General features: G+C 69.1%; 25 protein-coding genes. 2 read left to right on the forward strand and 23 right to left on the reverse strand.

Features of this window, described 5'->3' with window-relative positions:
• Nucleotides 1-75 precede the first annotated feature (75 nt).
• From PV646_RS03015 to PV646_RS03080, 14 genes are all read right to left on the reverse strand, one after another.
• On the reverse strand, nt 76-1,542 hold the full coding sequence (locus tag PV646_RS03015; protein WP_500339911.1) for a recombinase family protein: 1,467 nt from the start codon (nt 1,540-1,542) through the stop codon (nt 76-78).
• 95 nt (nt 1,543-1,637) lie between these two features.
• Entirely contained in the window at nt 1,638-3,071 is a 1,434-nt protein-coding gene (locus tag PV646_RS03020) for a YifB family Mg chelatase-like AAA ATPase (RefSeq protein ID WP_500339912.1), read from the reverse strand.
• A gap of 1 nt (nt 3,072) precedes the next feature.
• Entirely contained in the window at nt 3,073-3,447 is a 375-nt protein-coding gene (locus PV646_RS03025; protein WP_500339913.1) for a YraN family protein, read from the reverse strand.
• Nucleotides 3,448-3,656: 209 nt separating this feature from the next.
• Nucleotides 3,657-3,983, reverse strand: a complete 327-nt coding sequence (locus tag PV646_RS03030) for a DUF2469 domain-containing protein (RefSeq protein WP_189153781.1) — start codon at nt 3,981-3,983, stop codon at nt 3,657-3,659.
• Entirely contained in the window at nt 3,983-4,774 is a 792-nt protein-coding gene (locus PV646_RS03035) for a ribonuclease HII (protein ID WP_500339914.1), read from the reverse strand. Before PV646_RS03035 ends, PV646_RS03030 begins: the two co-directional genes overlap by 1 nt.
• On the reverse strand, nt 4,771-5,637 hold the full coding sequence (lepB, locus tag PV646_RS03040) for a signal peptidase I (RefSeq protein WP_500339915.1): 867 nt from the start codon (nt 5,635-5,637) through the stop codon (nt 4,771-4,773). Before lepB (PV646_RS03040) ends, PV646_RS03035 begins: the two co-directional genes overlap by 4 nt.
• Nucleotides 5,638-5,641: 4 nt before the next feature.
• The gene (lepB, locus tag PV646_RS03045; RefSeq protein WP_500339916.1) at nt 5,642-6,382 is read right to left on the reverse strand and encodes a signal peptidase I; all 741 of its coding nucleotides are present in this window, start codon (nt 6,380-6,382) and stop codon (nt 5,642-5,644) included.
• A 3-nt stretch (nt 6,383-6,385) separates the two neighbouring features.
• The gene (gene rplS / locus PV646_RS03050; protein ID WP_189153785.1) at nt 6,386-6,745 is read right to left on the reverse strand and encodes a 50S ribosomal protein L19; all 360 of its coding nucleotides are present in this window, start codon (nt 6,743-6,745) and stop codon (nt 6,386-6,388) included.
• Nucleotides 6,746-6,895: 150 nt separating this feature from the next.
• Complete coding sequence (trmD, locus tag PV646_RS03055) at nt 6,896-7,642, reverse strand: tRNA (guanosine(37)-N1)-methyltransferase TrmD (protein ID WP_500339917.1); 747 nt, start codon at nt 7,640-7,642, stop codon at nt 6,896-6,898.
• Nucleotides 7,632-8,147, reverse strand: a complete 516-nt coding sequence (rimM, locus tag PV646_RS03060) for a ribosome maturation factor RimM (protein WP_500339918.1) — start codon at nt 8,145-8,147, stop codon at nt 7,632-7,634. Before rimM ends, trmD begins: the two co-directional genes overlap by 11 nt.
• Nucleotides 8,148-8,166: 19 nt before the next feature.
• On the reverse strand, nt 8,167-8,400 hold the full coding sequence (locus PV646_RS03065; RefSeq protein WP_500342251.1) for an RNA-binding protein: 234 nt from the start codon (nt 8,398-8,400) through the stop codon (nt 8,167-8,169).
• Between the two features lie 2 nt (nt 8,401-8,402).
• On the reverse strand, nt 8,403-8,846 hold the full coding sequence (gene rpsP / locus PV646_RS03070; RefSeq protein WP_500339919.1) for a 30S ribosomal protein S16: 444 nt from the start codon (nt 8,844-8,846) through the stop codon (nt 8,403-8,405).
• A gap of 125 nt (nt 8,847-8,971) precedes the next feature.
• Nucleotides 8,972-9,703, reverse strand: coding sequence for a LamB/YcsF family protein (locus PV646_RS03075; protein ID WP_500339920.1), 732 nt, complete (start codon nt 9,701-9,703; stop codon nt 8,972-8,974).
• On the reverse strand, nt 9,703-10,479 hold the full coding sequence (locus PV646_RS03080) for a CPBP family glutamic-type intramembrane protease (RefSeq protein ID WP_500339921.1): 777 nt from the start codon (nt 10,477-10,479) through the stop codon (nt 9,703-9,705). The genes PV646_RS03075 and PV646_RS03080 overlap by 1 nt, the downstream gene beginning before the upstream one ends.
• A 251-nt stretch (nt 10,480-10,730) precedes the next feature.
• On the opposite strand from PV646_RS03080, the gene PV646_RS03085 reads away from it, so the two are divergent.
• Complete coding sequence (locus PV646_RS03085; RefSeq protein ID WP_500339922.1) at nt 10,731-11,069, forward strand: HIT family protein; 339 nt, start codon at nt 10,731-10,733, stop codon at nt 11,067-11,069.
• Here the strand turns inward: PV646_RS03085 and PV646_RS03090 are convergent, their stop codons facing one another.
• A complete protein-coding gene (locus tag PV646_RS03090) occupies nt 11,070-11,945 on the reverse strand; it encodes an RNA polymerase sigma-70 factor (RefSeq protein WP_500339923.1) in 876 nt (291 codons plus the stop codon).
• A 114-nt stretch (nt 11,946-12,059) separates the two neighbouring features.
• Here PV646_RS03090 and PV646_RS03095 point away from each other — a divergent pair, with 114 nt between their 5' ends.
• Nucleotides 12,060-12,539, forward strand: a complete 480-nt coding sequence (locus PV646_RS03095; RefSeq protein ID WP_500339924.1) for a carboxymuconolactone decarboxylase family protein — start codon at nt 12,060-12,062, stop codon at nt 12,537-12,539.
• Here the strand turns inward: PV646_RS03095 and PV646_RS03100 are convergent.
• The 8 genes from PV646_RS03100 to PV646_RS03135 all read right to left on the reverse strand — a co-directional run bounded on the left by PV646_RS03100 (nt 12,536) and on the right by PV646_RS03135 (nt 21,735).
• Entirely contained in the window at nt 12,536-13,591 is a 1,056-nt protein-coding gene (locus PV646_RS03100; protein WP_500339925.1) for an amidohydrolase family protein, read from the reverse strand. The genes PV646_RS03095 and PV646_RS03100 overlap by 4 nt on opposite strands.
• 2 nt (nt 13,592-13,593) lie before the next feature.
• The gene (ffh, locus tag PV646_RS03105; protein WP_500339926.1) at nt 13,594-15,159 is read right to left on the reverse strand and encodes a signal recognition particle protein; all 1,566 of its coding nucleotides are present in this window, start codon (nt 15,157-15,159) and stop codon (nt 13,594-13,596) included.
• Between the two features lie 26 nt (nt 15,160-15,185).
• Entirely contained in the window at nt 15,186-15,800 is a 615-nt protein-coding gene (locus tag PV646_RS03110) for an HAD family hydrolase (RefSeq protein WP_500339927.1), read from the reverse strand.
• On the reverse strand, nt 15,797-16,357 hold the full coding sequence (locus tag PV646_RS03115) for an AAA family ATPase (protein WP_500339928.1): 561 nt from the start codon (nt 16,355-16,357) through the stop codon (nt 15,797-15,799). The genes PV646_RS03110 and PV646_RS03115 overlap by 4 nt, the downstream gene beginning before the upstream one ends.
• Nucleotides 16,358-16,426: 69 nt before the next feature.
• Nucleotides 16,427-17,437 carry a hypothetical protein gene (locus PV646_RS03120; protein WP_500339929.1) on the reverse strand — a complete coding sequence of 337 codons (1,011 nt, stop codon included), beginning with the start codon at nt 17,435-17,437 and terminating at the stop codon, nt 16,427-16,429.
• Between the two features lie 276 nt (nt 17,438-17,713).
• Entirely contained in the window at nt 17,714-20,038 is a 2,325-nt protein-coding gene (locus tag PV646_RS03125; RefSeq protein WP_500339930.1) for a [protein-PII] uridylyltransferase, read from the reverse strand.
• Nucleotides 20,039-20,056: 18 nt separating this feature from the next.
• Nucleotides 20,057-20,395 (reverse strand): P-II family nitrogen regulator, encoded by a 339-nt coding sequence (locus PV646_RS03130; protein WP_359845425.1) that lies wholly within the window; start codon nt 20,393-20,395, stop codon nt 20,057-20,059.
• The gene (locus tag PV646_RS03135) at nt 20,392-21,735 is read right to left on the reverse strand and encodes an ammonium transporter (protein ID WP_500339931.1); all 1,344 of its coding nucleotides are present in this window, start codon (nt 21,733-21,735) and stop codon (nt 20,392-20,394) included. The genes PV646_RS03130 and PV646_RS03135 overlap by 4 nt, the downstream gene beginning before the upstream one ends.
• Nucleotides 21,736-21,821 lie beyond the last annotated feature (86 nt).

Below are 21,821 nucleotides of genomic sequence, written 5' to 3' on the forward strand. Positions count from 1 at the left end.
CGGTGGGACATGACCACTGCACGACCATCGCGAGAAGCAGGCTTCCGGACCCTAGAACGCGGCACCAGGCGGGGGTCACCGAGCGCGCGAGCCCTTCCGGCCGGACGTCCCTTCGTCCCGCCACTTGATGGCGACCGTCTCCGGCCGGAAGGTCCGTGTGCCCCGCCCCACCAGATGAAGCCTGACGACCATAAGGGTGTCGATCACGGCACGGCGTTTCGCCGTGTTCATCGCCTCCCAGGCGTCGTCCACGTTGTCGGCCTGGACGAGGGGGCCGAGGATGTCCACCCGGCCGGCGTCAGCCAACTGGGCCTCGATCTCGGCGATCCGCGACCGCAGTCGGGCGGTGGCCGCCCGGAGTTGGGCCGGGGTGACCGTGTCGTCGTCGGCGAACTCGACCGCCACCTGCTCCAGCCGCGTCCGCTTCGCGTTGACCTCGTCGAGGAGTTCGCCGATGTTCGGCTTCTCGTAGTCCACCAGCAGCTCACGGGCATCAGGGCGCTTGAGCCGCTCCACGGCGACCATGCTCACGAACTCGTCCACCGGCGCCGCCATGCGATTGACGTGCTTGCCCGAGGTGCACCGGTAGACCGGCTTGCCATGGCTGGCCCCGCCGCCGTGGACCGTCAGTTCGCACCCCTTGACGCCGCACAGCGCGACCGCCGTCAGGAGCTGCTGCTCCGCCCTCGCACCGCTGTACCTGGAGGCGTCGTTCAGCAGGGCCTGCGCGGCACGGAAGGTCTCCTCGCTCACGATCTCCGGCCACAACGCCGGGCCGACCTCCTCCCCCCGATAACGGCGGATGCCCGCGTTACGCGGGTTGAGCAGCACAAGGCGGACCGTGTCGTGCGTCCACCTGGTCAGCGACCCCTGCGGCCCCTTCGGGCTGTCGAACTGCCGCGTCTGCCCGCTGAACAGGCCAGCCGCGTTCCAGTCCCGCCCAATCTGAGCCAGTGGTACGCCCGCCAACAGGTCGGCATACCCCTGCTTGATCGCCGCCGACTCCTCCGGGATCAACTCCATGCCGTTCAACTCGTACCCGAACGCCTTGCGGCCACCGACCCTGCGCCCCTGCTTCGCGGCCTGCTCCTGGGCGCGACGGTGCCGCTCACCCTTGACCTTGATCTCGCCGCGGGCCGCCGCCGCGAGGTGGTCGGCGACCTGCTGGCCGGTCGCGGTCGTCATGTCCAGGTCAGCGCCACGCGCGAACGCCATCACCATCCCGGCCTTCTCGCACTCCTCGTACAGCCAGACCTGGTCCCGACGATTCCGGAGGAACCGGTCCAGCATCCACGCGGTGACGACCCGCAACTCCCCGGCCTCGATGGCGTGCATCATCCGCACGAAATCGGGCCGGTCCCTCTTACCCGCCGCAGACAGGTCGTTGTCGACGAAGACGTGCCGCCGGTCCAGCGCCCACTTCCGCGCCTGGAACACCGCCAGCAGATCCTCAAAGTGCCGGTCTATCCCCAACTCATCGCCCTCGCGGTCCTCGGAGATCCTGAGGTAGACCCCGCCTTGGAGCTCGCCGCGCTCAGGCACCCCAACGAGCAGGTCGCGGTGGCGTTCTAGGAGTTGGCGGACGACGCCGCTGGAATCTCGGTGGCTTCGTGGTCTCACATCCGCTACATTACGTTTCAGGTGACCCGTAGGCAGCGGTCGGCCCCTCGGCCCGTCAGGGCGCCTACCGCCAGGGCTCGGTCCAGCAGGGTCGTTGTTGGTCTGGGGAGGGCGAACTCGCGGCGTAGGGCTGGGCCTGGGACCAGGGCGTTCGCCTGCCAGGTGTGGCCGTGGGACGACCAGCGGGTTGCGGCTCTTGTCCTGGCTTTGAGGACTCTGGCTCTTACCACCGCTGTTGGTTCTGGTGGGGTGGCGTCCGCGTTGGCCATGGCCGTCGTCGCCCTCATGCGGACCCTCAGGTCCACCCTGTCCAGGAGTGGGCCGGAGAGGCGGGACTGGTGGCGGCGGCGGACTGTGGCCGTGCAGATGCAGTCGGTTTCCTTCGGTGGGGCGCAGGGGCAGGGGTTGGTGGCGAGGATCAGCTGGAAGCGGGCTGGGTAGCGGGCTATGCCGTCTCGGCGGGGGATGCGGACCTCGCCCTCTTCCAGGGCTGTGCGGAGGGTGTCGATCGTCTTCTGGCCGAACTCGCAGGCCTCGTCGAGGAAGAGGACTCCCTTATGGGCTCTGGAGGCCGCGCCTGGTTTGGCCATGCCGCTGCCGCCGCCTATCAGGGCCGCTATCGACGTCGTGTGGTGCACGTTCACGAACGGCGGGCTGGCCACCAGGGGGTAGTCGGAGGACAGGACGCCTGCCACCGAGTGGACTGCCGTCACCGCGAGGGACTCCTGGCGGTTCAGGGGTGGGAGGAGGCCCGGGAGGCGTTCGGCCAGCATCGTCTTGCCGGTGCCCGGCGGGCCCGTCAGCAGGAGGTGGTGGGCTCCTGCTGCGGCCACCTCCAGAGCCCAGCGGGCCTCTGGCTGGCCCACCACGTCGGCCAGGTCCGGTACGGCCGGCAGTGGTGGGTCTGCCGGTTCGGGTGGCTCGTGCAGGGCCACTGCTTCGCCTCGGAGCCAGGCCAGGACCTCGGCGAGGGTCTGGGCTCCGTGCAGGGTGATGCCGTCGACCAGGGCTGCCTCGGGCAGGGCGTCCACCGGGACGATCGCGGTCGTGAGGCCTGCTCTGCGGGCTGCCAGCAGGGACGGCAGGACGCCTCGGACCGCGCGGACCCGGCCGTCCAGGGCCAGTTCGCCCAGCAGCACCGTGGTGGCCAGGCGCTCGCACGGGACCGAGCCGGCGGCGGCGAGGGTGGCGCAGGCGATCGCTACGTCGTAGCTGCTGCCGCCCTTGGGCAGGTTCGCCGGGGACAGGCCTAGGACGATGCGCTGCTTCGGCCACTCCTCCTCGCTGTTGCGGACGGCGGCCTTCACCCGCTCCTTCGACTCGTGCAACGACGCGTCGGGCAGGCCGAGGAGATGGGTGCGGGGCTGCCCCACCCCCACGTCGGCCTCGATCTCGACCGCCAGGCCGTCGACCCCGTAGAGCGCGACGGACCAGGCCTGCGCCAAGCCCATCTCAGGCTCCCCGCAGGTGCTGCAGGCACGGCTCGCCCGAGGGAGGCCAGGTGACCGAGATCAGGTCGACGCGGACGTTGCACCAGCCGACGCCGTGCGACGCCAGCCAGCGCAGGGCTGTGCGCCGCAGGCGCGAGAGCTTGCGTTGGTCGACCGCCTCGTCCGGGCGGCCCCAGACCGGGCCGGATCTGGTCTTGACCTCGCAGACGACCAGGCGGTCGCCCTCCACGGCCACGACGTCGAGCTCACCGTCGCGGCACGTCCAGTTCCGCGACAGGACGACCAGGCCCTGCCCCTCCAGGTACCTGCACGCCAGGTCCTCGCCCTGGCGGCCCTTCTCCTGCTGCCTGGTCTCGACCAGTGCCCGTTGCGCCACTGCTTTCGCCTCCCTGCGGGTCGTTGGTGTCGACCTTGCAGGGTGGGACGGGGTGAGCGACCGGGCCGCGGGGAATCTGTGGACAACTCAGCGGCTGTGGACAAGTCGGCCGTTGTGGATGTTGAGTCGGCGGAATTGTCGGTGGGATGTGCTAACGGCGCCGCCCTCGCGTTCCGGGGTCCGGGACGCGAGGGCGGTGCTGTGAAACCTCAGGAGGAGGGGAACGGCCCGCTTTCCGGCAGACGCAGGTCCGGCTTGTCCAGCTCCTCCACGTTCACGTCCTTGAACGTGATGACACGAACGTTCTTGACGAACCTCGCGGGGCGGTACATGTCCCACACCCACGCGTCCGACATGCGCACCTCGAAGTACACCTCGCCGTCGGCGTTGCGCACCTGCACGTCCACCGAGTTGGCCAGGTAGAAACGCCGTTCGGTCTCCACGACGAACGAGAACTGGCTGACTATGTCGCGGTACTCCTTGTACAGCGACAGTTCCATCTCGGTCTCGTACTTCTCGAGATCCTCTGCACTCATTACGCCTCCGCGCGGGTCATCTGCTCCGCGCCCTCCCTCGTCGCGAGCTCCCCGACGTCAGCCGGGGCTGCATCATTCTGGACCACGGCCGTCGCGGTCGTGGCGCGCGCCACCCTGTGCGGCGCGGCGAGACCGTGCTTGGCAGCCGCTGCTGCCACATTTACATACGACCAGCGATGCTCTGCACACGGGCCGTGCTCCATCAGCGCGGCCGTGTGATCGGGCGTGCAGTACCCCTTGTGCACGTTGAACCCGTACTCGGGATGACGATCATGCAGGTCCGCCATGATCCGGTCCCGCGTGACCTTGGCCAGCACCGATGCCGCCGCGACGCACGCCGCGGCCTGGTCCCCCTTGAGCACCGCCACGTTCGGCGCGGGCATCCCCGGCACCTTGAAACCGTCCGTGAGCACGTAACCGGGGTGCGTCGCCATCTGCGCCACCGCCCGCCGCATGCCCTCGATGTTCATGACGTGGATGCCCAGCCAGTCGATGTCGGCGGGCGAAACGACCACGACCGAGTGATCGAGCGCACGCTTGAGCACCAGGTCGTACATCCGATCGCGGGCCGCCGCCGTCATCAGCTTCGAGTCGTTCAGCCCTTCGAACCGCGAAGCATCACCCGGTCGAAGGACACACGCGGCGATCACCAACGGCCCGGCGCACGGTCCGCGCCCGGCCTCGTCGACGCCGGCGACGGGTCCGAGGCCCCGGCGCTCCAGAGTGCTCTGCAACGCCCAGTTCCCCGACGAGCCCCGCACCACCGCGCGGGGCGGCATCAGCATGGTCATCGGCGGAATCGGTCTCGCACTCGACGCCCGAGCAGCAGAAGCGGCCACGCCGCGACGATACCGAGCCCCAGCGGGACGTTCTGCTGCCATCCCGGTGCACCCATCGACACAGTCTGCGGGTCGTGGTCCGACACCCCGCCCCACCTCGACGGAGGCAGCACGATCACGCGCGCCTTGCCGATCACGTCGCTCACCGGCACGAGCCCGTTGAGCCCGCCCTGGCCCTGGCAGCGCGAGTCGCACGAGTGGTTGCGGTTGTCGCCGAGCACGAACAGCATCCCGTCCGGGATCTTGAGCTCCTCGAACGACTCCTGCTCGGCCGGCGTGCCCTCGTCGAAGTGCTTGTACGGCTCGTCGAGCGGCTTGCCGTCCACGGTCACGCGGTTCTGCTCGTCGCAGCACTTCACGGTCTGCCCGCCGACGGCGATCACGCGCTTGACGAAGTCCTCCTCGTTCGCCGACGGCAGCCCGATCAGCGACCCGAGCCACGACAGCCCCTGCGACACCGGGTTGCCCGGCTCGTCGGAGATGAAGTCGTTCTGCCACGACGGCGGCCCGCGGAAGACGATCACGTCGCCTGGCGCCGGGTCGGTGAAGCGGAAGGTGACCTTGTCGACGAGCACCCGGTCGCCGTAGCAGTCGGTGCACCCGTGCAGCGTCGTCTCCATCGACTCGGACGGGATCATGTAGACGCGGCCGAGGAAGATCTGGATGCCGATCGCGAGGCCGAAGGCGACCAGGATGAGTACGGGCAGTTCCTTCCAGAAGTTGCCCTTTTTCTTCTGCTTCTTACCGGGCTTGTCCGAAGCGTCCGAACTGGGCTCGTCACCGGGCGGGTTCTGCTCTGGAGCGTCGTCGACCACGAGATCAGCCTAGGGGCTGGGGGTTGTGATCCGACACAACACTCCACCGATCTTTCGGGAAAACGACGTACCGCGCCTTCCCGATGACGTTCTCGATCGGCACGGTGCCCGCTACGCCCCCGCCGCCCTGTTTGCGCGAGTCGGTGGAGTTCATCCGGTTGTCCCCCATCACGAACAACCGTCCATCCGGCACGCGGAACGGCGCGAACGGTTCGTGGTCCGCGGGCGAAGTCCCGGCCTGCCAATGCACATAGGGCTCGTCGAGTGGTTTGCCGTCCACAACGACACGGTGCTGCTCGTCGCAACACATCACTGTCTGACCGGGCAACGCGATCACGCGCTTCACGAAGTCGCGCTCGTTCGCGGGCGCGATGCCCAGCAGCGAACCGATGTTCTGCACGAAACCCGCGACGGGGTTGGTCGACCGGGGAGCGCGGAACTCGTTGTGGGTCCACGCCTCGGGGCCGCGGAACACGACCACCTCGCCCGGCTCGACGTCACCGAAGCGGTAGGTGATCTTGTCGACCAGCACTCGGTCGTTCTCGCAGCCGGTGCAGCCGTGCAGCGTACTTTCCATCGACGCCGAGGGGATCACGTAGACCCGCGCCACGAACGCCTGGATCAGCACCGTCAGCACGACGGCCGTCACGACGACGTAGAGAACATCTCTCCAAACAGGGGTACGCCCCCGCTCCGGTTCATCCGGTGCGGAGGCGTCCTCTGAGTCTTCTGGGCTCGAAGCCACCGATCAGGAGACCGGACGGGCCTCGCGCTTCTCCTTGATCTTGGCGGCCTTGCCGCGCAGCTCGCGCAGGTAGTACAGCTTGGCGCGACGGACGTCACCGCGGATGGCGACCTCGATCTCGGCGATGTTCGGGGAGTGCACCGGGAAGGTGCGCTCGACGCCGACGCCGAAGGAGACCTTGCGGACGGTGAAGGTCTCGCGGATGCCGCCACCCTGGCGACGGATCACGACGCCCTGGAACACCTGGACGCGCTCGCGCGAGCCCTCGATGACGCGGACGTGGACCTTCAGCGTGTCACCGGCGCGGAACGCCGGGATGTCGGTGCGCAGCGACTGGGCGTCGAGTGCGTCCAGGATGTTCATCGGTGTTCCTCACGTGTCTTGAACTCCCCAGAGCATGCTCCATGACAGTGCACGACATGATGGGGGTCGGCTTGTGTGCGCACGCCGATGTGCACCGGCTGCGGCAACTGTTCCAGTGTGCCAGACCAGGCACTCCGGAATGAAATCGGGCTACTCCCCACCCTCGCGCAGGTGCGTGAGCAGGGCACGGTCGTGCTTGTCGAACGCGTCCGCCGGCAACGATTCCAGCAGGTCGGGACGCCTTTCGAAGGTACGGGCGAGTGACTGGTCACGTCGCCAGCGGTCGATCAGCCTGTGGTTGCCGGAACGCAGGACGTCCGGCACCTCCAGGTCGCGCCACACGAGCGGCCGCGTGTAGCTCGGCCCTTCGAGCAGCCCGTCCTGGAACGAGTCCTCGGCGTGCGACTTCGGGTTCCCGAGCACGCCGGGCAGCAACCGCGCGACCGCTTCCACGATCGCGAGCACCGCCACCTCGCCACCGACCAGCACGTAGTCGCCGATCGACACCTCGTCGACGCGCACGCGCCGTCGAGCGTCATCGACCACACGCTGGTCAATGCCTTCGTAGCGACCGCACGCGAACACGAGGTGCGACTCTTCCGCGTACTCGTGCGCGACCGCCTGCGTGAACGGGCGCCCGGCCGGCGTCGGCACGATGAGACGCGTCTCGTCCGTGCACACGTCATCGAGGGCAGGACCCCAGATGTCGGCCTTCATGACCATGCCGGGCCCACCGCCGTACGGGCTGTCGTCGACAGCCTTGTGCACGTCCTGGGTCCAGTCACGGAGGTCGTGCACACCGACGCTGATCAGGCCCTTGTCGATCGCCTTGCCGAGCAACGCCGCGCGCAGCGGCGCGAGGTACTCGGGAAAGATCGTGACAACGTCAATCTGCATCGAGCAGGCCCTCTGGCGGGTCGATCACGACGCGACCGCCGCGAACGTCCACAGTGGGCACGATCTCGCGCACGAACGGAATCAGCGCCTCGCCCTTGTCACGGATGACGACGAGCAGCTCACCGCCGGGTCCGTGCAGGATCTCCTTGACCGTGCCGATCTTCGTCCCGTCGACGAGTTCGGCCGCGAGCCCTTCGAGCTCGTGGTCGTAGAACTCGTCCGGGTCGTCGATCGCCGGCAGGTCGTCGGTGCTGCCCAGCAACAGGGTGCCGCGCAACGACTCCGCGACGTCCCGCGTGAGAACTTCCTCGAAACGCACGAGCAGCCGCCCGGCATGAGGCCGGGCGGCTGACACGGTGAGGCTTCGGGACGTGCCGTCACGCAGCCTGGCCTGGAGCGTGGCTCCGAGCTTGAACCGCATTTCGGGTGAATCTGTGCGCACGTCAACGGAGAGTTCCCCGGTGATCCCGTGCGCCTTGGCCACTCGGCCGACGACGACGTCCATTTGCCCTTGAAGTTCGTTCTCAGCGGTCGGTGTCGACGACGTCGACCCGGACACCACGACCACCGATACCGGCCATCACGGTGCGCAGGGCCGTCGCGGTGCGACCGCCACGACCGATCACCTTGCCGAGGTCGTCCGGGTGGACGTGGACCTCGAGGGTGCGGCCGCGGCGGGTCGTGACGAGGTTCACCCGGACTTCGTCCGGGTGGTCGACGATGCCGCGAACGAGGTGTTCGAGGGCGTCAGCCAACAAACTCACGCCTCGTCCTTGGGCGCCTCGGCGTCAGCCTTGGGCGCGTCGTCGGCCTTCTTGGCCTTCTTCGCCTTGGGCGTGGTGGCCTCGGTCATCGGCTCCGAGTTCGCGGCGGCGAGCGCGGCGGCGAACAGCTCGGCCTTCGGAGTCTTCGGCTCCTTGACCTTCAGCGTGCCCTCGGCGCCCGGCAGGCCCTTGAACTTCTGCCAGTCACCGGTGATCTCCAGCAGGCGCTGGACCGACTCGGTCGGCTGCGCGCCGACACCCAGCCAGTACTGCGCGCGCTCGGAGTCGACCGCGATGAACGACGGCTCTTCCTTGGGGTGGTACTTGCCGATCGTCTCGATGGCCTTGCCGTCGCGACGGGTGCGCGCGTCGGCGACCACGATGCGGTAGTACGGCTGGCGGATCTTGCCGAGACGCTGAAGCTTGATCTTGACGGCCATGGGCCTGGTACTCCTCGAAAGCTCTGTGTTGATGGTTCGCACAGTCGCGGCCCGGGCAGAGGGGCCGACCACGACGGACAGCGCGCAATTGTGCCAGATGGGGACCGGTGGATCCGAATCGGGTCCTACGCGAACGGCGTCACGGTGCCGAGCGCTTCCCTCACCGCACGGGCGTGCGCGACCGCTCCCGGCGTGTCGCCGTGCACGCACAACGACTCCGCGGCCGTCTTGAGGACCGTGCCGTCGACCGCGACGAGCTCGCCTTCCAGCAGCCTTCGAGCCCGTTCGACGATCTGCGCGGTGTCGGTGAGCAGGGCGCCCGGCCTGCTGCGCGGGACGAGCGTGCCCTCGGGGGTGTAGCCGCGGTCGGCGAACGCCTCCTGGACCGGCCTCAGCCCGGCACGCGCCGCTGTGGCGAGCAGTTGGGAGCCGGGCAGGCCCAGGATCGGCAGGTCCTTGAACGCCTTGGTGCCGTTCACGACCGCTTCGGCCTGCTTCTCGTGGTGCACCGTCGCGTTGTAGAGCGCGCCGTGCGGCTTCACGTAGACGACCTCGGTGCCTGCTGCTCGTGCGCACGCGTCGAGAGCGCCGATCTGATAGAGCACCTCGTCCGCGAGTTCGACCGGGTCGGCGTCGATGAACCGGCGCCCGAACCCGGCGAGGTCGCGGTAGCTGACCTGGGCGCCGATCTTCACACCGTTCTTCGCCGCTTCCTCGCACACGCGACGCATCGTGGACGGATCACCGGCGTGGAAGCCGCATGCGACGTTCGCGCTGGTGATGACGCCGAGGAGCGCGGCGTCGTCGCCGAGCTTCCAGATGCCGAAGCCCTCGCCGAGGTCGCTGTTCAGGTCCATCAGATGACACCGGCCGACAGGAGCAGGAGGGACAGGCCGGGAAGGAAGTTGTTCAGCACGTGCGCCACCATGCTCGCCCCGAGGTTGCGGGTGATCAGCCGGGCCACGCCGATGGGGATCGCGATCACCAGGAGCAGCCACGTGCGCTGCGGTTCGAGGTGGCTGACCGCGAAGATCACCGTGGTCAGCACGAACGCCGCCCACCGGCTCCAGCCCTGCCGCTCGACCGCGCCCCAGAGCAGCCCGCGGAAGATGATCTCCTCGCAGATCGGGCCGATGAAGCTCATGTAGACGAACATCGTGATGGCCGCGGACAACGGCAGGTTCGCCTGGCTGAAGAGCTCGCCGATGGCGCTGGTGGCGTTCTCCTTGCCGACGAACTTCGCCCAGAAGTACGCCGCGAAGTAGGTGAAGAGCAGCCCGACGACACCGATCTTGAGACCGAAGACGACGTCCGCCTTGGTCAGGCGCAGTCTCAGGTCGACGACGGGACCGTTGCCGCGCACGTACGTGATCACGATGGCGAGCGCGGCGGCGAGCATGATCGGCACCAGTGAACCGACCAGCACGAGCGTGGTCGACGTCTCCAGGGTCGCGCCGAAGCTCGCGCCGACGGCCGTGATGAACACGGCGCTCAGGATGAAGACCGCCTCCACCAGGAGGAACGCGCCGAACCCCCAGCGCTGGCCGACCCGTTCCGGCTCCGGGTTGCGGCTGATGTCCCGCACGCTCTCGAGGAAGCCGCGCTTGGGCTTCAGGGCTTCCGGCTCGCTCACGCTCTGCAATTTAGTCACGCCGCGGCCACCAGCGGTGCAGCAGCAGGCAATGGCACTCTCATAGATCAGCCCACCTCGCGATCGACGCCGCCGGCCCCGGAATCCGAGGCTACTGTGCGGCATTGACGGAAACCGGGCCAAGCACCTGGCCAAAAGATGGTCAGATCGGGTCCCCGCCGAATGTCCCAACTCCTGTTGGTTGGATCGGCGTACAAACGCCGCTACTAAACCCCTGTGGCTAACGTCGTGGCATGGGGCCGGACTGGTACTGCGACGACGTCATCCCGGGCAACGTGCAGGTGGAGGTGCTCGCCCGCACCGCGAACACGCTCGCGTTCCGCCCGCCGATCCCCGGCTTCGGCACCGACCACGTCATCGTGATCCCGACCCGGCACGTGTCCTCGTTGCTGGAACTGGACGACGAACTGGCCGTGGAACTGCTGGCCTCGGTGAAGAAGGCGGCGGCGCACGTCGTCGAACTGCACGGCGGTTGCCAGGTGCTCACGACGCTGGGCGACGAGCAGCACAACAAGCACCTGCACTGGCACGTCGCGGCCGGCGCGGGCGTCGCGCGGTTCGTCGCCCGCTGATCACCGCCGCAGCGTCGTCTCCTCGGCCATGTGCGAGAGCTTGGCCGGGTTGCGCACCGCGTACAGGCCGCTGATCCGCCCGTCCTCCACCCGCACCGCGATCACGGTGTCGAGCTCGCCGCCGAACCGCACGACCAACGCCGGGCAGCCGTTGACCTGGGCCGGTTCCATCGACCAGCCGGTCACCTTCAGCAGGCCGCCGAGCAGCATCCGCGCGACCTTCGACGACCCCACGACGGGGCGTGGGACGGCCTGCTTCACGCCTCCACCGTCGCCGAGGAACACGACGTCCGGTGCGAGCAGGTCGAGCAGGGCCTGGAGGTCTCCGGTCTCGGTGGCGCGCTGGAAGGCGGCCAGGGCCTCGCGGGACGCCGCCTGGGTCACCACCTCGCGCGGGCGGCGGGCGGCCACGTGGGAACGGGCCCGGTGCGCGATCTGGCGGACGGCCGCCGGGTTCTTGTCGACGGCCGTGGCGATCTCGTCGTAGTCCACGTCGAAGACCTCGCGCAGGACGAAGACCGCGCGTTCGGTCGGGGTGAGGGTTTCGAGTACCAGCATCATCGCCATCGAGACGCTGTCTGCCAGTTCGACGTCCTCCGCCACGTCCGGAGTGGTCAGGAGCGGTTCGGGGAGCCAGGAGCCGACGTAGGACTCCTTGCGGCGGCCCAGGGTGCGCAGGCGGCCCAGTGCCTGGCGGGTGACGATGCGGACCAGGTAGGCGCGGTGGTTCTCGACGGTGGCGTGGTCGACGCCGACCCAGCGCAGCCAGGTCTCCTGCAGCACGTCCTCGGCGTCAGCGGCGGAGCCGAGCATCTCGTAGGCGATCGTGAAGAGCAGGTTGCGGTGGCTGACGAACGTGTCGGTCGCGGCGTCCATGGACACAAGACACCACCCGGCCGGGCTTTGTGACAGTGGGCCGGATCACAGTCACACGGAGCGCGGGTCCGGCATCTCGTGGTCGTCAAGCAAGTCCACGAGGGAGGAAAGACCATGGAACCGCGTTTCAACCTCTTCGGCACCGAGACCGGCAGCAAGCTCGCGAAGCGGTTCGCGGGGCTCGGGCAGGCTCTCCACCAGTCGCCGTTGCCCGCCATCACGTCGGAGCTCGTCAGCCTGCGGGCGAGCCAGCTCAACGGGTGCGGCTTCTGCCTCGACATGCACGTCAAGGAGGCCGTCGCGGCGGGTGAGGACCCGTTGCGGCTGCACCTGGTGGCCGGCTGGCGCGAGACCACGGTGTTCACCGAGGCCGAACGGGCCGCGCTGGCGTTCACCGAGGAGGGCACGGTGCTCACGCGGGACGGCGTGAGCGACGAGACCTGGGACAACGTGCGCAAGCACTTCGACGACGAGCAGGTCGCGGCGCTGGTCTGCCTGCTCGGGCTGATCAACGCCGCCAACCGGATGGCCGTCATCACGCACCAGAAGGGCGGCGACTACGAGGTCGGCGCGATGGCCGAGTTCAAGGCCTAGTGGATCCGGCCCCGGAGCATGACCATGCGCGGCGACCGGAGGACCTCCAGGTTCTCCCGCGGATCCTCGTCGTAGACGACGATGTCCGCGGCCGCGCCCTCGGTCAGCGACGGGAAGCCGAGCCACTCGCGGGCACTCCACGACGCGGCGCCGATGGCGTCGACCGCGCTCATCCCCACGCCGTGCAGGGCGACGATCTCGTCGACGATGCGGCCGTGCGCGATGCCTCCGCCCGCGTCGGTGCCCGCGTAGACGGGAACGCCCGCCTCGATCGCGGACGCGACCGTGGCGGAGACGCCGGCGTGCAGGTCACGCATGTGGTTCGCGTACTTCGGGTACTTGCTGGCCTTGTCCGCGATGCCGGGAAAGGTCTCGATGTTGATCAGCGTGGGCACCAGGGCGGTGCCGCGTGAGGCCATCAACGAGATCGTGTCGTCGGTCAGGCCGGTGCCGTGCTCGACGCAGTCGATGCCCGCGTTGATCAGGCCGGGCAACGCGTCCTCGCCGAACACATGGGCCGTGACCTTCGCACCCGCGTCATGGGCGACCTTGATGGCCTGGGCCAGCTCGTCGTCCGTCCACAGTGGAGCCAGGTCGCCCTCGGCGCGGTCGATCCAGTCGCCGACGAGCTTGACCCAGCCGTCGCCGTACGCGGCCTGCTCGGCGACCGCCGTGACGAGGTCGGTCTCGATCTCCACGCCGATGTGCGGGATGTAGCGCTTCGGCCGGGCGATGTGCCTGCCCGCGCGGATGATCCGCGGCAGGTCCAGGCGCTCCTGCAACGGCCTCGTGTCGATCGGCGAGCCGCAGTCGCGGATCAGCAACGTGCCCGCGTCGCGGTCGGTGATCGCCTGCTCGACGGCCTCGGGCAGCTCGACGCCGCCCTGCGGGCCCAGGCCGACGTGGCAGTGCGCGTCGACCAGGCCCGGGACCAGGAACCCGCCGTCGACGACGGTCTGCGCGCCCGGCACCGCCTTGGTGCGGACACGGCCGTTGACGACCCACAGGTCTCGCGGCTCGCCGTCCGGCAGGACGACGCCGCGCAGGTGCATGGTCACTTCTTCTTGTCGTCGCCGTCGAACTTGAACTTCGACGGGTCGAAGCCGGGGGGAAGCTCGTTCATGCCGCCACCGAGGGCGGAGAGGTCGGGCATCCCGCCGGGAGGCATTCCGGGCATGCCACCCGGCATGCCGCCGGGGAACATCCCGGGCGGGAAGCCGCCCTTGATCTTGGGGGGCGTCGGGCCGCGTCCGCCCTTGCCCTTCTTCCCCTTCTTGCCCTTGCGGGTCTTGCTGCCGCCACCGCCGCCGCCGAAGCCCATCCGGCCGGCCATCGACGCCATCATCTTGCGGGCCTCGAAGAAGCGGTTGACCAGGTCGTTGACGTCGCTGACCTTGACGCCCGAGCCGTTCGCGATGCGCAGGCGGCGCGAGCCGTTGATCATCTTGGGGTCGTCGCGCTCGGCCGGGGTCATGCCGCGGATGATCGCCTGGATGCGGTCGAGGTGCTTCTCGTCCAGCATGCCGAGCTGGTCCTTCATCTGCCCGGCGCCGGGCAGCATGCCGAGCAGGTTCGCGATGGGACCCATCTTGCGGATCGCGAGCATCTGCTCCAGGAAGTCCTCCAGCGTCAGCTGGCCGGTGTGCAGCTTCGCTGCGGCCTTCTCGGCCTGCTCCTGGTCGAAGTGCTGCTCGGCCTGCTCGATCAGGGTGAGGACGTCACCCATGCCGAGGATGCGCGACGCCATCCGGTCCGGGTGGAAGACGTCGAAGTCCTCGAGCTTCTCACCGTTGGACGCGAAGAGGATGGGCTGGCCGGTGACCTCGCGGACCGACAGCGCGGCACCACCGCGGGCGTCGCCGTCGAGCTTCGTGAGCACGACACCGGTGAAGCCGACGCCGTCGCGGAACGCCGTGGCCGTGTTGATCGCGTCCTGACCGACCATGGCGTCGACCACGAACAGGATCTCGTCCGGGTTGACCGCGGCCCGGATGTCGATGGCCTGCTGCATCATCTCCTCGTCGACGCCGAGCCGGCCGGCCGTGTCGACGAGGACGATGTCGTGCTGCTTGGCCTTGGCCTCCGCGATGCCGAGGCGCGAGACCTCGACGGGGTTGCCGACGCCGTTGCCGGGCTCGGGAGCGAAGACGGGCACGCCCGCGCGCTCACCGACGACCTGGAGCTGCGTCACCGCGTTCGGGCGCTGCAGGTCGGCGGCGACGAGCAGCGGAGTGTGACCCTGGCCCTTCAGCCACTTGGCCAGCTTGCCCGCGAGCGTCGTCTTACCGGCACCCTGCAGACCCGCCAGCATGATCACCGACGGGGGGTTCTTGGCGAGGTTCAGCCGCCGCGTCTCGCCACCGAGGACGTTGACGAGCTCCTCGTTGACGATCTTCACGACCTGCTGCGCCGGGTTCAGCGCCTGGTGGACCTCGGCGCCCTTGGCGCGCTCCTTCACCTTGGCGATGAAGTTGCGCACAACGGGCAGCGCGACGTCGGCCTCGAGCAGGGCGACCCTGATCTCGCGGGCGGTCGCGTCGATGTCGGCGTCGCTGAGACGGCCCTTGCCGCGAAGGCCCTGGAGAACCGTGGTCAGCCGGTCGGAAAGCGTGGAGAACACGCCTTCCAGACTAGCTAACCGGACGTTCACCCGATCCCGTGGCTCGCCAGCGCCTCCAACAGGACCGGTTCACGGCGTCCGACCGGAGCAGTGGTGATCCGCGCGAACCGCAGCCCGGCGGCGACCGCGGCACCGTCCGCGACCGGGTCGTCACCGACGTACAGGCACTCCGAGGGCTCGACTCCGAGGCGGACGCACGCCGCGTCGAAGGCCCGCGGGGACGGCTTCGAGACGCCGAGTTCGAAGGACAACAGGAAGGAGTCCACGGACAGCGACTCGCGGGCGAACACCCGCCGGATGTCCCAGGAGATGTTGCTCAGCACCCCGACCTTCAACGGCCGCGCCGCCTCCAGCGCGGCGGCGGTGTCGGAGTAGGGCAGCCAGAACGCCGGGTTGTGCAGCCGCTGGAACAGCTCGTCGTCGAACGGCAGCCCGGCGAGGCGGAACAGGATCCAGTGCGCCGACCGGTTCGCCAGCGCGGTGAGGTCGCGGGCGTCCCACACCGCGCGCTCGGCGGCGTTCATCCGCGCCACGAACGGCGCCGGCGCGCGCAGCACGGAGAGGTGCCGCTGCGACAGCCACTGGTAGGTCGGACGCCCGAAGAGGGTGCCCGCGAAGTCGAAGAGGACAGCCTTGATCACGACACCATGATGCGCAGACCACCCGAGGTCCTCGCACGGGTGAGGAGCGTCACGCCGCTGAATCCGAACGGCACCCAACCGGCCTCGAACTGGGAACGCATCGAATCACCGCGGCGAACGTGTCGCTCGAAAGCATGAGTGCGCACGACGCGCTTGCGGGCGATCTGGCCGTCGAGGGCCTGGGCCGCCGAGGCGTCCAGCCACAGGAAGTGGCGGGAGCGCCCCGACAGCAGACCGGCGAGCACCAGCATGAAGCGCGTGCCGGGCCGGGTGGACGGCTCGTGCACCACCAGCAGGCCCGTGCAGAACAGCGCTGCCCAGAAGACGCGCAGGCGGTGCGTGAGGTGCACGAACACGCGCCAGTACTTGTACGGCAGGCGCACGCGCGGCTCCAGCCACGCGCGCACCTGGTCGGAGTCGAGAACGGTGACCGGTTCGTCGGCGTCGAGCCGTGTGAGCAGCGTCGTCTTGCCCGCGCCGGGGATCCCGGCGAGGACGACGAGCGAGCGCGGCTTCACTCGGACGGTGGCGATCTGCGTGTTCAACACGGCGGTCATGTCCTAGAAGACGTTTCGGCCATCCCTCTCGTTCAGTTTGGTCCGATTTCGGGTGAAATGCACGGGGTTCTAGCGCCAGGCCACCGCGCGGTAGGTGCCGTCGGCGAAGGTCGCGACGCCGCTGACGTGCCCGACCTCGCTCAGACCGGTCACGGAGTGACGTGCGGCACCGGACAGCGCCGGCAGCACGGTCCGGGTGCCGCCCATGTCCCACGTGGCGGCCGAGGTGCCGACGGTGCCGGCGACGACCCAGGAGTTGTTGACCTCGGAGGCACGCGACGGTGCCGGTGCCAGCGTCTCCATCGAGCCGGTGAAGACGTCCCACCGGGTCGCCTGCGACGACAGCTCGCCGACTGCGGCCCCGTTGTCGTTGATGTCGAACGGCCGTGCGGTGGCACCCAGTTGCGTCTTGCCGTTGCGCAGCCACAGCACACCGTTGCCACCGGCGGTGCCGGTCGCCTCGCCGAGTTGGTTGGCACCGAGGAACACGCCCGCGTCGAGCACGGTGCGCACGCCCGAGGAGTTCCAGCGGACCACGTCGTTGCCACTGGTGCCGATGACCGTGTTGCTGGTGGTCACGTGCCGTGCGCTGCCCTCGCCCAGGATCGTGGCCTCACCCCACGAGGCCCACAGCACCGCCTGTGTGACGCCATTGATCGTGGCGGCTCCCGCGACCGTGCCGGAGTCGTTGACGTCGTAGGCGATGGAACTGGTCGCGCCCGGCACGGTCAGTTGCGTCAACTGGCCGGAGGAGCCCCACTTCACGGCCTGTGTCTGGCCCGCAGCGGTGATGGCGTACCCGGCGACCACGTAGTCGCGGTTGATGGCGGTCGCCCCGGAGTCGAATCCGAGGTCGGCGAGCTTCCTGATCTGTTCGAACCGGTCCCACCGCACCGCGTGCTGCGAGGTGCCGGAGCCGTAGGAGTTGCCGGCGACGGAGCCGGAGTCGTTGACGTCGACGGAAGCGCTGCGCAGATCACCCGGCAACGTGCCGAGGTCTTCGAGAGCGAGCGGAGCGGCTTGTGCGGTGCCCGGAACGAACAGGGCCGCGACGACGGCGGCCACCGTGGCGATTCTCAAGTTCTTCCTCCCCAGTCAGAACAACGAGATCTCGACCTTGCCCAGGTCTGCCGGAGCGTGTCCAGGAACCTGTCTCGTTGTCAGACAAGGGATTCGGCGGCGGTGCGGGTGCCCGGTACCTCCCCCGGCGCCGTCACCTCGCACCACCGCCTCTGCCAGTCCGGGAAGCCATCCACCCCTCGAGGACGCTTTCCGGACACCACGAACCCTGCCGTGTTTCCGGACCGCGCAGGAGCGTGAGCACCCGGAGAGGTTGTGCGTAGAGCTACTCAACCTCTACCTGGCCGCGTCGAGCACCGCCCGTTCGATCCGGCGCCGGTCGAGGTCGTCGCCCGCGATGCTGAACGAGTCGACGACCGTCGCGCCCAACGTGGACACGCGTGCCCACTGCACGTCGGCGCCGCACTGCTCCAGCGCTCCCGCGACGCGGTGCAGCAGCCCGATCCGGTCCGCGGCGCGCAGTTCCAGCACCACCGCTCCGGTCGCCTCGTCGTCGAACCACAGCACGCGAGCGGGCGGCGGGTCGAGCGGCGGGCCGCCGTAGTCGCGTTCCTTCGCGGCGAGCTTGTCGGCCAGCGGCAACGAACCCTCGATCGCGCGGGAGAGCTGTTCGCGCAGCAGTGAAGCGTCCGGCAGCGAGCCGAACCGCGGTGACACCGTGAACGCGTCCACCGTCGCACCGCCGTGCGAGCGCAACGTCGCCGCGTGGACCTCCAGCGAGTTCAGCGCGAGCACCCCGGCGGCCTTCGAGAGCATGCCCGGACGGTCCGGCGCGAGCACCGTCACGACCGCCGCGTGGTCCTGCTTCTCCAGCAGCACGTCCGGTTTCCCCGACGCCGCAACGCGTTCCGCCATCGCCACGTGCACGGGGTCGAGCGGTTCCGGCTTGGGCAACGCCTCCCCCGCCATCGCCGTGCGGCAGCGGGCGACCAGGTCGGCCAGCAGCGCGGCCTTCCAGTCCGTCCACACGCCCGGCCCGGTCGCGATGGAGTCCGACTCGGCCAGCGCGTACAGCAGTTCCAGCAGGACCGCGTCGCCGCCGAGCGTCTCGACGACCCGGTGCACGGTCGCCTCGTCCTCGACGTCGCGCCGGGTCGCGGTGTGCGGCAGCAGCAGGTGGTGGCGGACCATCGCGGCCAACGTCTCGACGTCCTGCGGCCACAGCCCGATCCGCTCGCCGATCTGGGTCGCCAGCGCGGCTCCCACCTCGGAGTGGTCCTGCTGGCGGCCCTTGCCGATGTCGTGGATCAACGCGCCCAGCAGCAGCAGGTCGGGCCGCGCCACCGTGGTCGCGAGCCGGGCCGCGTGCGCGACGGTCTGCACGAGATGCCGGTCGACCGTCCACATGTGCGCGGCGTCGCGGGGCGGCAGGTCCCGCACCGCGCCCCACTCGGGGAACAGCCGGCCCCACAAACCCGTGCGGTCCAACGCTTCCACGACGTCCACGAGCCCGTTACCGCTCCCCAGCAACGCCAGCAACTCCTCGCGGGCCTCCCTCGGCCACGGCTGGCGCAGCTCCGGCGCGGAGTCGGCGAGCCGGGTCAGCGTTCCGGCCGCGATCGGGTGCTTGCTGCGCGCCGCCGCCGTCGCGACACGCAACAACAACGCCGGGTCACGGCTGGGAATCGCGTCACGGGCGAGAGACACCTCAGACCCGTGCAGCACAACGCCTTCGTCCAACGGTCTGCGCGGGGGCTGGCCCCGGAGGAACGCACCGAGGCCCCGTTTCGGAGCGGCGGCACGAGCGGCGCGCATGGCCACGTCGAACGCGTAGACGACCGTGCGTGCGGCGGAAGAAAGCGAACGGGCGAGGGCGAACCGGTCCGCCAGCCCCAGGGCGGAGGCCACCTCGTCGCCGTCCTGCGCCCGCAGCACGTCACGAGGTTTCCGCGCCACCCGGCGGAGTTCGGTGCGCACGTCCAACAGCAACCGCCGTGCCTCACCGACGTCGGCGGACGGCCGGTCCACCAGCTGCGCGAGCGACAGCGCGTCCAGGATCGTGAGGTCTCGCAGTCCCCCGCGTCCGTGTTTGAGGTCGGGTTCGACGCGGTGCGCGATCTCGCCGCTGCGGGACCAGCGCTTCTGCGACGACTCGGCGATCTCGTCGAGCCGGTTGCGGACGTTGCCGCGCCACGCCTGCCGCGCGCCCTCCGCGAGCTTCTGCGTGACCTCGGGATCACCGGCGATGTGACGAACGTCCAGCAGTCCCAACGCCGTGCGCAGGTCACCCGCGGCGACCCGGAGCGCCTCCCCGACCGTGCGGACGGAGTGGTCGAGCCCGATGCCGGAGTTCCACAGCGGGTACCAGAGCTTCTCGGCGATCTCATCGATGTTCTTGACGCCGTTGTGCACGAGAACGAGGTCGAGGTCGGAGTAGGGCACGAGCTCCCGCCGCCCCAGCCCGCCGACCGCCACGAGCGCGATACCCGTTCCGGATATCCCCGCTCCCCCCGCGTGTTTGGTGAGCCAGAACTCGTGGAGGTCCACGAGTGCCTCGCGCAGCGGTTCGGCGGTCAAGCGACGACGACCTGGCACGAGCAGCCTTTCGCGTGCTCGCACCAGGTCGTCAGCCGTGACGACGGCCGTTTCGTTGTTCTCCACGGACCGTCTCCTATGCAGTTAAAGCGCGTCCGATCCACGTTCGCCCGTGCGCACACGAACGACTGTCTCGACCGGAGTCACCCAGACCTTCCCGTCGCCGATCTTGCCGGTGCGGGCGGCCTCGACCACCGCTTCCAGCACCTTGTCGACGGCGGCGTCGTCGATGACGACCTCGATCTTGATCTTGGGTACGAAGTCCACCGAGTACTCGGCGCCGCGGTAGACCTCGGTGTGGCCCTTCTGGCGGCCGTAGCCCTGCACCTCGCTGACGGTCATGCCCAGCACCCCGAGCTGTTCCAGGGAGCTCTTCACGTCGTCGAGCGTGAACGGCTTGATGATCGCGGTGACCAGCTTCATTTCTTGTTGCTCCCCTCGAGGACCGCGGTCGCACCAGCGGCCACGCTCGGCTTGCCGGTACCCCGTGCACTGGTGAGGCTGCCGTACTCGTACGCGCGCTCAGCGTGCTCGGACTCGTCGATGCTCGCGACCTCGGCCTCTTCCGAGGCGCGGAACCCGACGGTGAACTTCACCAGGTAACCGAGGGCGAGGCTCAGGACGAACGAGTAGCCGAGCACCGCGAACGCACCGACGGCCTGGCGCCACAGCTGGTCGAAGCCGCCGCCGTAGAACAGGCCGTTGACCTTGGCGGGCGCGGCGTCGCTGGCGAAGAAGCCGATCAGGATGGTGCCGGCGAGACCACCGACGAGGTGCACGCCGACGACGTCGAGCGAGTCGTCGAAGCCGAAGCGGTACTTGAGCGACACGGCCAGGGCGCAGAGGACACCGGTGATCGCGCCGATCGCGATGGCACCGATCGGGGTGACGGCGGAACAGGCGGGCGTGATGGCGACCAGACCGGCGATGACACCCGACGCGGCACCGAGCGTGGTGGCCTTGCCGTCGCGGATGCGCTCGATCAGCAGCCAGCCGAGCATCGCGGCGCAGGTGGCGACGATGGTGTTGACGAACGTGACGCCCGCAGTGCCGTTGGCGCCCAGGGCGGAACCGGCGTTGAACCCGAACCAGCCGAACCACAGCAGACCGGCGCCGAGCACGACCAGCGGCAGGCTGTGCGGCTTCATCGGCTCCTTGGGCCAGCCGACGCGCTTGCCGAGCACGATCGCGAGCGCGAGGCCCGCCGCACCGGCGTTGATGTGCACCGCCGTGCCGCCGGCGAAGTCGATCGCGAGGAGCTTGTTGGCGATCCAGCCGCCGGGGTCGATGACGTTGCCGGCCTCGTCCTTGCCGTCGAAGTCGAACACCCAGTGAGCGACCGGGAAGTAGACGATCGTGGCCCACAGACCGGCGAACAGCAGCCACGGGCCGAAGCGGGCGCGGTCGGCGATGGCACCGGAGATCAGCGCGACCGTGATGATCGCGAACATCGCCTGGAACGCGACGAACACCGTGCTCGGGATCTTGCCGAACAGCGAGTCCGCTGCCAGCAGCCCGTCCAGGCCGAAGTACTCGAACGGCTTGCCCAGCAGGCCTCCGCCGACGTCCGCGCCGAATGCCGTCGAGTACCCGAACAGCACCCACAGGACACCGACCACGGCCATCGCGCCCAGGCTCATCATCATCATGTTGAGCACGCTCTTCGAACGGACCATGCCTCCGTAGAAGAAGGCCAGGCCCGGCGTCATCAGCAGCACCAATGCGGCGCTGGTGAGCACCCAGGCGGTGTCCCCTGTATCCACTTCGACCTCCACTGCACGTCGGTTGCAGGGAGCATCGAGATGTCCTGTTTCACCGGGCGGCGTGGAACGTTTCGCGGAGGTGAACT

Source organism: Streptomyces sp. ID05-26A, assembly GCF_033794685.1.
Classification (GTDB): domain Bacteria; phylum Actinomycetota; class Actinomycetes; order Mycobacteriales; family Pseudonocardiaceae; genus Lentzea.

Excerpts from the sequence above, each read along its gene's own strand:
- rpsP (WP_500339919.1), bottom strand. The coding sequence starts at position 8,846 with ATGGCCGTCAAGATCAAGCTTCAGCGTCTCGGCAAGATCCGCCAGCCG.
- PV646_RS03030 (WP_189153781.1), bottom strand. The coding sequence starts at position 3,983 with ATGAGTGCAGAGGATCTCGAGAAGTACGAGACCGAGATGGAACTGTCG.
- PV646_RS03085 (WP_500339922.1), top strand. The coding sequence starts at position 10,731 with ATGGGGCCGGACTGGTACTGCGACGACGTCATCCCGGGCAACGTGCAG.
- PV646_RS03115 (WP_500339928.1), bottom strand. The coding sequence starts at position 16,357 with ATGACCGCCGTGTTGAACACGCAGATCGCCACCGTCCGAGTGAAGCCG.
- PV646_RS03100 (WP_500339925.1), bottom strand. The coding sequence starts at position 13,591 with ATGCACCTGCGCGGCGTCGTCCTGCCGGACGGCGAGCCGCGAGACCTG.
- PV646_RS03020 (WP_500339912.1), bottom strand. The coding sequence starts at position 3,071 with ATGGGCTTGGCGCAGGCCTGGTCCGTCGCGCTCTACGGGGTCGACGGC.
- PV646_RS03035 (WP_500339914.1), bottom strand. The coding sequence starts at position 4,774 with ATGACCATGCTGATGCCGCCCCGCGCGGTGGTGCGGGGCTCGTCGGGG.
- PV646_RS03130 (WP_359845425.1), bottom strand. The coding sequence starts at position 20,395 with ATGAAGCTGGTCACCGCGATCATCAAGCCGTTCACGCTCGACGACGTG.
- rplS (WP_189153785.1), bottom strand. The coding sequence starts at position 6,745 with ATGAACATCCTGGACGCACTCGACGCCCAGTCGCTGCGCACCGACATC.
- trmD (WP_500339917.1), bottom strand. The coding sequence starts at position 7,642 with ATGCAGATTGACGTTGTCACGATCTTTCCCGAGTACCTCGCGCCGCTG.
- PV646_RS03075 (WP_500339920.1), bottom strand. The coding sequence starts at position 9,703 with ATGGACCTGAACAGCGACCTCGGCGAGGGCTTCGGCATCTGGAAGCTC.
- rimM (WP_500339918.1), bottom strand. The coding sequence starts at position 8,147 with ATGGACGTCGTCGTCGGCCGAGTGGCCAAGGCGCACGGGATCACCGGG.
- PV646_RS03090 (WP_500339923.1), bottom strand. The coding sequence starts at position 11,945 with ATGGACGCCGCGACCGACACGTTCGTCAGCCACCGCAACCTGCTCTTC.
- PV646_RS03095 (WP_500339924.1), top strand. The coding sequence starts at position 12,060 with ATGGAACCGCGTTTCAACCTCTTCGGCACCGAGACCGGCAGCAAGCTC.